Origin of the sequence: Nocardia sp. NPDC050710, assembly GCF_040654375.1 — a bacterium.
In the GTDB taxonomy this organism is placed as follows: domain Bacteria; phylum Actinomycetota; class Actinomycetes; order Mycobacteriales; family Mycobacteriaceae; genus Nocardia.
This window is the reverse complement of the sequence record NZ_JBFAHV010000007.1, coordinates 37,224-50,109: the sequence shown is the minus strand read 5'-3', so window position 1 is coordinate 50,109 and position 12,886 is coordinate 37,224. Positions and strand designations below refer to the sequence as shown.

10 protein-coding genes are annotated in these 12,886 nt (G+C 66.0%); 7 read left to right on the top strand and 3 right to left on the bottom strand.

All coding sequences use genetic code 11. The annotated features are described in order from the left end of the window. Positions 1-404: 404 nt before the first annotated feature. The gene (locus AB0H61_RS15275) at positions 405-3,803 is read right to left on the bottom strand and encodes an NERD domain-containing protein (RefSeq protein ID WP_357304070.1); all 3,399 of its coding nucleotides are present in this window, start codon (positions 3,801-3,803) and stop codon (positions 405-407) included. Positions 3,804-3,977: 174 nt separating this feature from the next. Between AB0H61_RS15275 and AB0H61_RS15270 the strand changes: the two genes are divergently transcribed. Next, positions 3,978-4,226, top strand: coding sequence for a hypothetical protein (locus AB0H61_RS15270; protein ID WP_357304067.1), 249 nt, complete (start codon positions 3,978-3,980; stop codon positions 4,224-4,226). Positions 4,227-4,396: 170 nt separating this feature from the next. On the opposite strand, the gene AB0H61_RS15265 is transcribed toward AB0H61_RS15270, so the two are convergent. Beyond that, positions 4,397-5,257, bottom strand: a complete 861-nt coding sequence (locus AB0H61_RS15265; RefSeq protein WP_357304066.1) for a Scr1 family TA system antitoxin-like transcriptional regulator — start codon at positions 5,255-5,257, stop codon at positions 4,397-4,399. Positions 5,258-5,506: 249 nt separating this feature from the next. Here AB0H61_RS15265 and AB0H61_RS15260 point away from each other — a divergent pair, with 249 nt between their 5' ends. From AB0H61_RS15260 to AB0H61_RS15250, 3 genes are all read left to right on the top strand, one after another. Continuing rightward, complete coding sequence (locus AB0H61_RS15260) at positions 5,507-5,701, top strand: hypothetical protein (protein ID WP_357304064.1); 195 nt, start codon at positions 5,507-5,509, stop codon at positions 5,699-5,701. Position 5,702: 1 nt separating this feature from the next. Further along, on the top strand, positions 5,703-6,161 hold the full coding sequence (locus AB0H61_RS15255) for a DUF4254 domain-containing protein (protein WP_357304062.1): 459 nt from the start codon (positions 5,703-5,705) through the stop codon (positions 6,159-6,161). Positions 6,162-6,284: 123 nt separating this feature from the next. After that, entirely contained in the window at positions 6,285-6,734 is a 450-nt protein-coding gene (locus tag AB0H61_RS15250; RefSeq protein WP_357304059.1) for a hypothetical protein, read from the top strand. A gap of 118 nt (positions 6,735-6,852) precedes the next feature. Here the strand turns inward: AB0H61_RS15250 and AB0H61_RS15245 are convergent, their stop codons facing one another. After that, positions 6,853-8,811 (bottom strand): UvrD-helicase domain-containing protein, encoded by a 1,959-nt coding sequence (locus tag AB0H61_RS15245; RefSeq protein WP_357304057.1) that lies wholly within the window; start codon positions 8,809-8,811, stop codon positions 6,853-6,855. A gap of 516 nt (positions 8,812-9,327) precedes the next feature. Between AB0H61_RS15245 and AB0H61_RS15240 the strand changes: the two genes are divergently transcribed. From AB0H61_RS15240 to AB0H61_RS15230, 3 genes are all read left to right on the top strand, one after another. Next, positions 9,328-9,468: a hypothetical protein gene (locus tag AB0H61_RS15240; RefSeq protein WP_357304054.1), complete on the top strand. Its 141-nt coding sequence runs from the start codon at positions 9,328-9,330 to the stop codon at positions 9,466-9,468. Between the two features lie 290 nt (positions 9,469-9,758). Continuing rightward, on the top strand, positions 9,759-11,954 hold the full coding sequence (locus AB0H61_RS15235; protein ID WP_357304051.1) for an elongation factor G-like protein EF-G2: 2,196 nt from the start codon (positions 9,759-9,761) through the stop codon (positions 11,952-11,954). A 149-nt stretch (positions 11,955-12,103) separates the two neighbouring features. Continuing rightward, positions 12,104-12,847, top strand: a complete 744-nt coding sequence (locus AB0H61_RS15230; RefSeq protein WP_357304049.1) for a DUF4191 domain-containing protein — start codon at positions 12,104-12,106, stop codon at positions 12,845-12,847. The last annotated feature ends 39 nt before the right edge of the window (positions 12,848-12,886 follow it).

Below are 12,886 nucleotides of genomic sequence, written 5' to 3'. Positions count from 1 at the left end.
GGCGGACTGTGCCGATGCACGGTCGTCGGCGTCACCAACCGCCGGGTCGATCAGCGCCTGCACCGGCTATCCACGCAGGGCTCTGGATGCACGCCGACCATCCGTCTCGCTCGCTTTTACTGCAGCATAAGAGGATCCGCACTCGTCAAAGTGATCAACGCTAGTCGGATAGCTTTCTCGGCCATGCGGAGGCCCGACAAAGAGTGTGTTTCCGCACCTGAAATTCGTGGCGCCCCAACCACGGTTCTGTCCTCCTTAACGGTATCGACGACGTCGACTTCGGGCGACGCGTTCTGATAGCGCCGGGGCTGCTCCGGGCTGACCGATGAATCCGATTCGCGCCAAGAGCAGCCTTTCAGGCAGAGCCTGCACTCCGCCGGTTATCTCCGACGGCTTCTCCAGGGTCAGCAGCTTGTGGGGAGGGGGAAGCACAGGGGCAGTGTGGATATTGGTGGGGGTTTCGTTGTTTCGGCCCCGGGTGGTGTCACGACGTCGGTGGTCGTTGCGGGTTGGGTCGGGTCTACCGCGTTGCGGGGCGAGGAGGAGCAGGTGGAGGCCATCAACCAGATGGCGCCGATGGTGACTGCGATGACGGCCAGGGCGGCCAGTTGTTGCGGGAGATGGCGGGTGGACTTCGGTTGGTCGGCCGGGCGGGTAGGAATGCGCTCGCGGATTGCCGAGATCCACGCTGGGAGTGGTGGGTGAGGCAGGTTTTGGAGGACGGTCGGTGAGATCAGCGGACGCGATGGTGGCGGTTCGGTACCCGGCGTTATCCGGGGCGGTGTTGTTCTCCGGAGGGGGGTGGGTGCGCGGTGTGGGTCGGTTTCGGACTCGATCCAGGACGACCATCGGTCCGTGAAGGATGACTGTGGGTGGGCTGCCGGTGGCAGATTCGTATCGTCGTCGTCGGGGTCGGTCCAGGGTTGGTTCGCGGGGGAAAATGAGCGGTGCGACGGTGTGGGAGGCGCGGCGGCATCGTGGGCGGGCAGTTTCGTGTTGGTGGAGAACGACGTTGGCGAATGTTCGTCGATATCAGAGGTGATTCGATGCGGCTCGCCGTACCCGTGGGACACCGGCGACGACGGCATCGACGCCACCTCGTCATCGGGTGGGATCCACGGTGGGCGCACATATGTGGGGGCCGATGCTCGTGGCGTGGTCGGCGGATCGGTATCCGGGTCAGGCGCAATCCATGGCAGCTGCTGGTCCGCGCGGGCTGACAGTGAGTGGTGCGGTCGTTGCCCGCCGGATTCCGGGGCACGGCGAATCTCGTTGGCCGAGGGGGTGATCCGTGGCTGCGAAGGCTTTTCCTGCCGGAGCCCAGCGGTAGACCGATCCTCCGGATGGTTCGTGGTTGTGGCCGCATGACCGTCGGCCGACGCAATATCGGGTTCGATCGCGGAGGGCGACGGTGAATGGTCCACGTCCCGCCCCACCGATCCTGGGCCGTGGCGACGTACCATGGCGGGCGAGGTGGTCTGCGATGTCTCGGACCGGGCCTGTACGAAGGCCGTATCAGGCGGCAAAGCTGGGTAATTCGACTCGTTCGCCGCAGAATCGACGGTCGGCGTGTCGGATTCGGCCGACTGCGGAGAGGCAACCCCGGCAGCCTTCGATCCGGGGTACGCAGTCGATTGCGCCGGATGATGCAGCGATTGCTCCGCCGAGGTAGGCGGCTGCGCCCGGCGGGGCAGGACCGCCTCCGCCGAGACAGGCGACTGCTCCCCACCAGGCAAAGCAACTCCCGCCGAGGTGGACGACAGCACCTCACCAGGCGGGACAGATTCCGCCGAGGTAGGCGGCGACGCCCGGCGGGGCAGGGCCGCTTCCGCCGCGATAGGCGACAGGGCCTCACCAGGCAAAGCGGATTCCGCTGAGATAGGCGCCTGTACCTGGCGGGGCACGGCTGCTTCCGCCGAGACAGGCGACAGCTCCCCACCAGCCATAGCGACTCCCACTGCGGTAGACGACAACTCCTCACCAGGCGGGACAGATTCCGCCGAGGTAGGCGGCCGCACCTGGCGGGGCAGGGCCGCTTCCGCCGAGACAGGCGACAGCTCCCCGGCAGGCTGCACGATTACCGCCGAGATCGGCGACTGCACCTCGCCAGGCGGGGCAACTCCCGCCGAGATAGGCGGCTGCACGCGGCGGGGCAGCGCAACTTCCGCCGAGATAGGTGTCAGCTCCTCACCGGGCGGGACAGATTCCACCGAGACAGGCGGCTGCACGCGGCGGGGCAGCGCAACTTCCGCCGAGACAGGCGACAGCTCCCCACCAGGCAAAGCAACTCCCGCCGTGATGGACAACTGATCCCCGCCGGGCGAGGCTGATTCCGCCGAGGTAGGCGACTGTACCTCGGCAGGCAGGGCAACTCCGGTCCATTCAGGCGACTGCCCGCCACCAGGCAGGGCAACTCCCGCCGAGGTGGACGACAGCACCTCACCAGGCAGGGCAACCCCCGCCGAGGTAGACGGCTGCACGCGGCGAGGCAGCGCAACTTCCGCCGAGGTAGACGACAGTTCCCCACCAGGCAGCACAATCCCCGCTGACATAGATGACAGCTCCCCACCAGGCAACGCAACTCCCGCCGTGATGGACAACTGATCCCCGCCGGGCGAGGCTGATTCCGCCGAGGTAGGCGACTGCACCTCGGCAGGCAGGGCAACTCCGGTCCATTCAGGCGACTGCCCGCCACCAGGCAGGGCAACTCCCGCCAACATCGGCGGCTGCTCCCGACCCGGCAGCGCAACTCCCGTCGAAGTAGCCAACAGCTCATGCGGAGCCACCGCCGGTTCCCGCGAAGTCTGCAAGTCCTCCGAACGGGCAGACGCGGATTGCCCTGGAGGCGGTGACTGCTCCGATCTCGATCGCAAATATTCCGCCGACATAGTCGACCGCTCGAAATCAGACGGCACCAATCGCTCCGGAGTCGGTGGTTCCTCCAGACGAGCCAGTGCGGATTGCGCCAGGGTAGATGGCTCCTCCGACCCACGCGGCGTGGTCTGCGCTACAACCGCGCCCTGCTCCAGCTGGCGCTGCGCATGTGGCGACGACAAATGTTCCGGATACGCATGCGCGACAACCGCGCTCGAGGCTTCAGAAGGTGCGTGTGGGAAGGCGTCGAGCAGAGCGGACTCACGCGAAACGCGTGCGACCGCCGCCGCACGCCGCCCGGTCGCCGACGGAAAGCCCTCAGCCAGAAGGTCTTCGACGGTCACCGAGTCACCCAGGTTCATGTCCGCGAGCAACGCGTGTGCGGACTCGGCGGTCCAGACGAGTTTGCGGTTCGAGGTGCGGTGCAACCAGGCGCGCAGTTCACCCGGTGTGGAACCGAGCACCACACCGCACCCGTGTTGCGGCGATTCGACATTCAGCGTGATGGTCGATTCCCCGGGCGGGACCACCACGATGAGGCCATCGATGTAGGCGTCGGCGTGGTGTTTGCGGACCAGGTCCTCGAGGTCGGAGACCTTGGTGGTCACCTGCTCGAAGGTGCCGCTGTCGCTCACGTGGATCGGGTCGCCCTCGAATCCGGACAGGCGCCACCGGCCGTTGGCCTGGACGGAGAGGACACCGGTGGTGGCGCCGGGCGCGGTCCCCTTCACTTCGATCACGACGATGGCGCGCGGCGTGATCACCACCAGGTCGGCGTCCTGCGCGTCGCCCTTGCGGTCCTGTGCGAGGACATCGAGTCCCGCGATCGCTAGTCCCACGATGATGTATTGGCCGGTCCAGGTCCGCATCCAGTCGAGCACACGCTGCTCGGGACGCGACGCCGCTGTTCGTTCGTTGATGACCAGCATCGGCGGTCACCCTCCATCACATTCGCACAATCGACCACTCAACGGTATTCAGCGCAGAGTGTCGCAGAACCCTGAAAGGCACTGTAAGAGCAGGGCATTGGCAACAGAGGGGCCCGCGAGTGGCAGCGTGAGGCATGTCATACTGTGCGCCGCTGTAGAACTGATCGAAGCACAATGCGATTCGCTGCCGTCCTCGGCATATCCATCCTCACCGGGGCGTTCGTCCTCACCGCCACCGCCTCGGCCGCGCCGCAATCCGGCTGTCACCCCTCTTACACACCGTGCGTTCCGTATGCGAGCGATGTGGACTGCGAGGGCGGCAGCGGAAACGGACCGGCGTATACCGGCCGCGTTCAGGTGATCGGCCCCGACGTATACGACCTCGATCGCGACGGCAACGGCATCGGCTGCGAAAACAGCTGAGTTCCACCCGTCGTGCTCACGTCTCGACCGAGCAGTGCCCGGACACGCCGGTCAGCGCATGCGGGCCGTAGCAGGATTCGGCCATATCGGCGAGCAGCTCTTTCGCGCCACCCTCCACCGTCCGGGTGGCGCCCTCCCGATTACATCTCAGCGCATCCGGGCCCGAACATTCACCCCAGCCCGCGCGCGATGTCCTTGATCAACTCGACCGACTCCCCCTGCTCCAATGCCGAGGACCGCGCCCGCAGATACTGATATTTCAACTGCTCGACCACCCTCGGCTCCTCGATGAGTTCGGCATATGTGGCCGATTCGAGCCAGCCGATGGTCGGTAGTCGCGGGCTTTCGAAGTCGAGGACGCTGAATGTCGCGGCATTGACGGCGGCTACGGTATCGACCTCGAACGGGATGACCCGCACATCGACGGTCTCGGAGCCGCTTTCGATCGCCGAGACCAGGTGTCGCAGCTGCGCACGCTGAACCGCGGGCCCGCCCACCTGCTGCATCAACGCCGCTTGTCCGAGGACCACGGTGAGCCGTACCGCGTCGTCGTCCCGGAGCCGATGCTGACGCTCCAGTCGCGCCCGTACCAGTTCTTCCGATTCCGCCGGTTTGGTCGACACAATGGAGGCGGTCAGCGCTCGAATGTAGTCTTCGGTCTGCAAAAGCGCTGGAATGACCGAACTTTCGTAGCTTTTGATATGAGTCGCGCCGGCCTCCAAACCGAAGTACCGGAGCGTCTCCTCCTCGAACAGTGTCGAGTACCGGTTCCACCAACCCCGTTCCTTCGCCAGCCCGCGCAGCTCGAGTAGCTCGCGCCGGTCGGCGGTGTCGAACTCGAGTAGTTCGGCGAGCTTGGTCAGCTTGTTCTCGGTGAGCACGCCCTTGTAGTTCGTGATCTGTGACCAGTAGGTCGGGCCGATGCCGAGCGTCTTCTGGATGTAGCGGGAGGTGAGGCCGAGTTCGTTGACGCGCTGACGTATTCGAAGCACCAGCTCCCAGCCCGCGACGGTCGGGGAGGTCGGCGCCATCAATTCTCCTCACTTCGGTCCGGACCGGCGGAGTCCGCTCGTGCGAAGAATACCGATTTTCACGATTCCAAGATTTACTGAAATTCAGTACTGTAGATTCACTCTTCGATTCAGCAGACCTGAGCATTGGTGGCGCGCCGGACCATTCGGCGAGATCGGGGAACCATGTCGGTGCAGGTAGTCAATGGAGAGCGTGTCGTCAGTGATCGGTGCGAGCACCAGGCCAGATCGGTCGGAGACGGCGGGTGGGTGGTGACATTTCTGCCCGGTCGGACCGTGTCGCTGGAGCAGGCGGTCGCCGCCGTCCAATTCGCCGAGTTCGTCTGCGAGGCGAGCGAATTCGCACGACAGCTCGGTCTGACGACGCGAGAGGCACTGTATTACGCACTCGCCGAGCCGGACTGGCGCGCCGATGCTCCGGGCACCGAGGGGAGGCGATGCTGACATGTCCGCGTCCGAGGATCCATTGCCCTCGAAGGAGCTGATTCTGGAGTCGTGCGCCGGTCAGCACAGCGTGGCGCATCCGGTGCTGTGGGCCGCGGGCGAACTCGCCCAGGCCCATCGGACGTTGCGGGTGTCCACCGGTCCGCGTGGCGAGATCGCGATTCGTCGCGCAGGCCTGATCCGGCATATCGACCGGTGGCTGGCCACGGAACTGCCCACCGCGCACGGGGGCGCACATATGCATACCGAATCCATTGGCGCGGTGGTCGATCGACTCGCGCGCTACAGCGTGCTCGCGCGGGCGGCGCTGAGCGAAGGCGCCACGGAACCGGAACGGCATCGCGCCTGGCACCGACTCTCCGAACTGGCCCTCGGGTACCGAGATCTGGCCTTCGAGGTCGCCGCGGGGCTGCGGCGGCTTCCGGACCTGGGTGATCCGGAACTGACCGAGCCACGGTAGATCAGGGCCTCCTGGCCGGCGAATCCACCGGTCCCGACCCGGGATTGAAACGAATATCAGGGGGAAGCCGACAATCGTGTCGGATTCGTTTTCGGCATCATCGGAATTCTTCGAGGAGTTTGTATGAAACGTATCGGGAAAAGGGTCGCCGGAGTGCTCGGCGCACTGGGGATGGCGTCTATGCTGGTGACGGGCACGGCGCAGGCGGATGACGGCCCGGTGTATTTCAATGCGGGCGGCTTCCACTGCGCGATCTTCGCGGATGGAACGGTGGGCTGCGACACCACGTCTCCGACCAGGTTGCAGTACAGCTTCCTGCCATTCCTGCTGACCGTGAACGAGATGGTTATCGACCAGCCGTGGTTGCCCGCGCATCCGACATTCGATTCGGGGACTCGGTACACCCTGCCGGGCGGGAATCCGTGGATCAACAATGTCAAGACCGGGGACGGGGCTTGGGGACCGTACATCGAGTTCGCCGGTGCGCGATGCGAGTCCGGATTCCACGGCAGCTTCGGATGTAAGTCGAAGGGTCGAGGGTGGACCGCCTACAGCGGGACCATTTCCGCCTGAGTACGCGCGCGGGCAGCCGGTCCGGCTGCCCGCTGCTCACCCGAACGGGCCCACCCGACCCCGAATTACCGGGCCCGCCGAGCACGCTCGCGCACAAGCAGCCTCGCTCGCACCGGCGTCAATCGATCAGGTAGGCGATCCACAAGAAATCCCGCGGCCGGCTCGAGGCCACCAGCGTTTGCCGGGCCAGCAATTCGGCTCGATCCCGCGCACCCCCGGTCAATGTCGCGATCGGGGCGGGCGGCTGCTCGGTGATATGGAAGACCGCGGCGAAGTCCATTCCCTTGGCCCGATGGACGGTGCCGACCTTGATCACATCCGCCCGCGCCCCGTCGTACCTCTCCAACGACAGCGTCGGCAGACCCGCCCGTTCCAGCACCTGCTGATAGTGCGCCGCTTCCTTGCGCGTATTGACGATGACGGCGATATCGGACTGCGGCAGTGGCGATTCGGTGATCGCGCGCACGAGTTCGGCGTCGATATCCTTGCGGCGCAGGCGCTTCTCGATTGCCGAGCCGCCCGTCAGAACGGCATCGCTGTCGCGCAGCACGAAACCCGGTCCGCCATCGAGATCGTCGACCGTATTTCCCGCTTCGATGCGTTTGGTGTAGCGCAGCACCGCATCCCTGTTGCGATAGTTGGTCCGCAGCACACGTCCGCGACCACCGGGCAGCGGAATACCGGCATCGGACAGTCGCCAGCCACCCGCGTACACCTGCTGCTGGCCATCGCCGACGAGCAACAGTTGCGCGCCCGGACCGCCACCGGCGATTTCGTGCACCAGCCGCAATTCCATCAATGTGCAGTCCTGCACCTCGTCGACCACGACCATCGCGTAGTCCTCGGTGTCGTCGAGCGGGCGATCACGCAACTCGTCGACCGCCTTGCGAATGATGTCGTTGAAGTCGTCGGCGCCCTTGTCCCGCAGCCGATCCTGATACGGCAGATACCAGTGCTTCCACACGTACTCCCGACGGCGGCCGTGGAGCTGGATGCCGTCACGGCCGGTGCGCCTGATCCCCTGGTACTGCGCGAGGGTCTCGAGGCCGCGGCCCTTGATCACGCGGTCGATCTCATCCTTCCAGTACTGGTAGTCGGTTCCCTCGACCCGGCCGAGTACATCACGCGCGCGTTGCCAGGTGCGGGCGAAGGAGTCTTCCTGGGCACCCTCGTCGAGGTGGTATTCCACCTCGCGCCTGGTGAGCAAACCCATTGCCCACGAGTGCAAGCCGACAAACTTCACACGGTCCACCGCGTGCGGTGCCAGGTGCACGAACCCCGACCGATGGTAGGTCGGCAGCGTCCTGACGAAGCTGGTGAACAGCAACCGACCGGGATTGTGCTTGGCGAATCGGGCCATGCGATGTAGGGCGACGACGGATTTACCGGTCCCGGCGGGGCCGCTGAATCGCGCGGGTCCGTTGAAGTTCGCGTGCACCAGCGCGAGCTGTTCCGGATCCAAGAAGGTCATCCATTCCTGGAACGGGCGCGTCAGCGCATTTCCCCGCGCTTGCCCGGTCAGATCCGATGTGCCGAAAAGCCCTTCGGAAGTAACACTTTCGGCTTGCGGCGCCTCATCCGCGGATAGCCACTCGTACCCTGCCGACCTTTCCGCGATCGACGCGGCGATATCGCGGGCGCGTCGGGCCGAAAGCTTGCGCTCCCCCGTGATCAGCCGGTCGTACATGGTCGACTCATCGCAGGTCAGATATCCGTCCTGCACCCCGGTCGCCGCCGCGGCGGACATCAGCAGCGCGACCTCGAACATATGCGGCACGAATTGTTCGTGACCGAACAGCAGTCCGGTGAGCATTTCCTCGGAACGTTTGCGGATTCGGAGCACCTGCGACCGATCCGGAACGGTATCGGTGAATACCAAGGCATACACGCCCGTCCGGCCGATCGCGAACACCGCCGCTCGATCGGAGGTGGTCGCGGTACGTTCGATCAGCAGATGCCAGCCGCGCTCCGCCAACGGAACCGACAGGAATCTACGCTGCCGCGCGGTCAGGAACGGCAACTCCGCGAGTGTGCGCTCGATCCACCGGCTTCGCCGCTCACGACTGATATTCGGCATCAGGAACCCCCGCACTCCCGGACGCTGCCACGCGTCTGCTCCTCGTCAACGGTACCCGATCCGCGCCGATCGAGTCATGAATTGTCCTCTACAGCAAGGCAATTGATGAGCAGCGCCTGCTACCGCCGCCGGCGAAGCGGTTTCGGGTTTGCCGATTGCAGTTCGGGGGCGATCTCAGGGATCAGCCCGGTGTGGATGATCGACGCGAACGGCAGACTCGACGGGCGATCACCGAATGCTCGGCGCGCCAGGGGCATCCGGACGGCGAGGCTGTTTCGCGCAATCGCGCGCGGGATGTGTCGTTCGTTCTCGACCGACTGATCGGCAGGTGGCCGATCGACCACACCCGCATCGCCATGGGCGGTCACACGGTGTGTTCGGTCTGTCGATGGGTGGCAAACGCCGCGCTGACGCTGTCACCCGGCTGGGCAGGCGGGTTCGCCGCGAATCCGAGCCGGGCTTCAACCGACGGAACATTCCCACCACGGACGCGCCGTCGACCAGCCATTCCACACGGTGAGCGCCACACCACGTCCCCGACGGCCCAATCCGGCGCGAAAATTGGCCACCGCCTCCGACGCGTTTCACGGCTGGCAGCGCTGGGTGACGGCCCACGGCACCGCATACTCCGCGTTCACCAATTACGCCCATCACTGACTTCCTCTGCGCGCACCGGCCTGACACCGCCCTCGACGGCAACCACGGAGCCGACCCGCAGCTACGTGCCCCGCCTTCATCGACCACCCTCCGCGTGACCGACCGGCGCCGCTGTTCGACGCCCCGGACGTCGCCCACCCGGGGCCCACTTCGGCTGACGGCGCGCCACCAATCGTTCGCAACTCGAACAACAGCATTCGACCACGAGATCTTGTCCGATTCGTGGACGCCCCACATCCGTTGGTGGGAAGCTCGAAGGACCGCGGTGTCGAGGCGAGAAAGCGAGACACATGGTGGACAAGACGAGTGGATCTGCCGGAGGCAACGGCAGAGTGGTTACGGTGGATCGGCCGGAACACATTCGGAATGTGGTGCTGGTCGGTCACAGCGGGGCGGGTAAGACGACGCTGGTGGACGCGTTGGCCCTGACCGCGGGGGCGGTGAATCGCGCGGGACGGGTGGAGGATGGGACCTCCCTGTCCGATTACGACGAGATCGAGCAGCGACAACACCGGTCGGTCCAGCTGTCGGTGGTGCCGATGCCGTGGTCGGGGGTGAAGGTCAATCTGGTGGACACACCCGGATACGCGGATTTCGTCGGGGAGCTGCGGGCCGGGCTGCGAGCGGCGGATGCGGCGTTGTTCGTGTTGTCGGCGGCTGAGGGACCGGAGGGGGTGAGCGGGGCGACGCGGGCGCTGTGGGAGGAATGCGCGGCGGTGGGGATGCCGCGGGCCATTGTGGTGACCCATCTGGATACGGCGCGGGGCGATTTCGACGAGATGGTGCAGACCTGTCGCACGGTGCTCGGCGGAGGCAGGTCGGAGAACGTACTGCCGCTGCATCTGCCGGTATACGGGCCGAAGAATCCCGATGGTCATCGTCCGGCGACCGGGCTCATCGAATTGCTGCCCAATTGTGTGGTCGATTATTCGTCGGGTGAGGCGGTGCGGACCGAACCCTCGCCGGAGCAGTCTGCCGTGCTGGAAGAGGCGCGTAACCGGCTGATCGAGGGCATCATCGCGGAGAGCGAGGACGAGTCCCTGATGGATCGATATCTCGGCGGCGAGGACATCGAACTCGAGACGCTGGTCGCCGATCTCGAACGCGCGGTGGCGCGCGGCAGCTTCCATCCGGTGCTGTTCGGCGCCCCCGCGCCGGAAGGCGCACGGCAGGGCTTGGGCACGGTCGAACTGCTCGATCTCATCATCGGCGGGTTTCCGACGCCGACCGAACATGTCGTCTCCGCCGCACCCGCCTCGAACGGGGCCGACCCACATCCGTTGCCGTGCGACCCGAAGGCCGCGCTGGCGGCGGAGGTGATCCGTACCGCCTCCGATCCCTATGTGGGCCGGGTCTCGCTGATCCGGGTCTTTTCCGGCACCCTGCACGCCGACGACACGGTGCACGTCTGCGGTCACGGCCTGGCCGACCGCGGGCACCCGGATCACGATGCCGATGAACGCGTCGGATCGGTCACCGCACCGTTCGGCAAACAGCAGCGTCCGCTCGGGCAGGTCATCGCGGGCGATATCGCCTACGTCACCAAACTGGGGCATGCCGAGACCGGCGACACGCTGTCGGAGACCGGTGCTCCGCTGCTGATCGAACCGTGGCCGATGCCCGATCCGCTGCTGCCGATCGCGATTCGCGCGCACAGCAAGGCCGACGAGGACAAGCTGTCCCAGGGATTGGCCCGATTGGCGGCCGAGGATCCCGCGATTCGGCTGGAGAACAACAGTCAGACCCATCAGCTGGTGCTGTGGTGTCTGGGCGAGGCACATCGCGACGTCGCGTTGGAGCGGTTGCGGACACGGTTCGGTGTGCAGGTCGACGTGATCGACCACCAGGTGGCGCTGCGGGAGACGTTCGCGGGAAAGGCCAAGGCCCGCGGCAGGCATGTCAAGCAGTCCGGCGGGCACGGGCAGTACGCGGTGTGCGAGATCGAGGTGGAGCCCCTGCCGGGTGGGTCCGGGATCGAGTTCGTGGACAAGGTGGTCGGCGGTGTAGTGCCGCGGCAATACATTCCGTCCGTCGAGAAAGGCGTCCGCGCCCAGGCCGCGCGTGGCGTCGCCGCGGGATATCCACTGGTCGACGTGCGGGTCACGCTGTTCGACGGCAAGGCGCATTCGGTCGACTCCTCCGACGCCGCCTTCCAGACGGCGGGCGCCCTGGCGCTGCGCGAAGCGGCGGCGAGCGCGGGTATCGACCTGCTCGAGCCGTTCGCCGAGGTCTGGGTAGTGGTATCGGATGACTACGTCGGCCCGGTCCTGAGCGATCTGTCCTCCCGTCGGGGGCGCGTCCTCGGCACCGAACCGCACGGCACCGGCCGGACCCGCATCCGCGCCGAAGTCCCGGAACTGGAACTCAGCCGCTACGCCATCGACCTACGCTCCCTCTCCCACGGCACCGGCGACTTCAGCCGCACCTACGCCCGCCACGAACCCATGCCCACCCAACTAGCCCAATCAATCCGCAAACAGCCATAGCCACCGGCGCCACGTCCTTCGCTTCACAGACTCTCCGCACGCGTCACAGAGACCACAACCGCTGTGACGCGTGCGGAGGGTCTGTGGGCGCATGATCGTCCACCGTCCCGCCGCCGGGGAGCCCGTACGCAGGAACTATCCTGGGATGCATGGCAGTAGGTAAGGGCGGCACGCCGTCGAAGGAAGCGAAGGCCGCGGCTAAGGCGGCTCGCAAGCAGGCGTCGAAAGAGCGTCGGCAGCAGCTGTGGCAGGCATTCCAGATGCAGCGCAAGGAAGACAAGCTGCTGCTGCCTTTGATGATCGGCGCGCTGGTCGGCGTCACCGTGCTGTTCCTGGTGATCGGACTGATCTTCGGGCTGCAGTGGTTCCTGCTGCCGCTGGGTGTGCTGCTCGGCGTGCTCGCCGCGTTCATCATCTTCGGCCGCCGGGTGCAGAAGAATGTGTACGCCAAGGCCGAGGGCCAGGCCGGTGCGGCCGCGTGGGTGCTGGACAATCTGCAGGGTAAGTGGCGGGTCAGCAATGGCGTCGCCGCGACCACCCAGCTGGATGCGGTCCACCGGGTGATCGGCCTGCCCGGCGTCGTATTCATCGCCGAGGGTTCCCCGCAGCGGCTGAAGTCACTGCTGGCGCAGGAGAAGAAGAAGACCGCCCGGCTGGTCGGCGACACCCCGATCTACGACGTGATCATCGGCAATGAGGAAGGCCAGGTGCCGCTCAAGGAGTTGCAGCGCTTCCTCACCAAGCTGCCGCGCAATATCGACACCAAGCGTATGGACCTCATCGAGGGCCGACTGGCCGCGCTCGGCGCACGCAGCGGCCCGGCGCTGCCGAAGGGCCCGATGCCCGCCGGCGCCAAGATGCGCGGCGTGCAGCGCACCATCCGCAGGCGCTGACGCTCCGGCCGCCTACCTCGCGAAAGGCCCGCCTCCCAC

Excerpts from the sequence above, each read along its gene's own strand:
- AB0H61_RS15275 (WP_357304070.1), bottom strand. The coding sequence starts at position 3,803 with ATGCTGGTCATCAACGAACGAACAGCGGCGTCGCGTCCCGAGCAGCGT.
- AB0H61_RS15270 (WP_357304067.1), top strand. The coding sequence starts at position 3,978 with ATGCGATTCGCTGCCGTCCTCGGCATATCCATCCTCACCGGGGCGTTC.
- AB0H61_RS15265 (WP_357304066.1), bottom strand. The coding sequence starts at position 5,257 with ATGGCGCCGACCTCCCCGACCGTCGCGGGCTGGGAGCTGGTGCTTCGA.
- AB0H61_RS15255 (WP_357304062.1), top strand. The coding sequence starts at position 5,703 with ATGTCCGCGTCCGAGGATCCATTGCCCTCGAAGGAGCTGATTCTGGAG.
- AB0H61_RS15250 (WP_357304059.1), top strand. The coding sequence starts at position 6,285 with ATGAAACGTATCGGGAAAAGGGTCGCCGGAGTGCTCGGCGCACTGGGG.
- AB0H61_RS15245 (WP_357304057.1), bottom strand. The coding sequence starts at position 8,811 with ATGCCGAATATCAGTCGTGAGCGGCGAAGCCGGTGGATCGAGCGCACA.
- AB0H61_RS15235 (WP_357304051.1), top strand. The coding sequence starts at position 9,759 with ATGGTGGACAAGACGAGTGGATCTGCCGGAGGCAACGGCAGAGTGGTT.
- AB0H61_RS15230 (WP_357304049.1), top strand. The coding sequence starts at position 12,104 with ATGGCAGTAGGTAAGGGCGGCACGCCGTCGAAGGAAGCGAAGGCCGCG.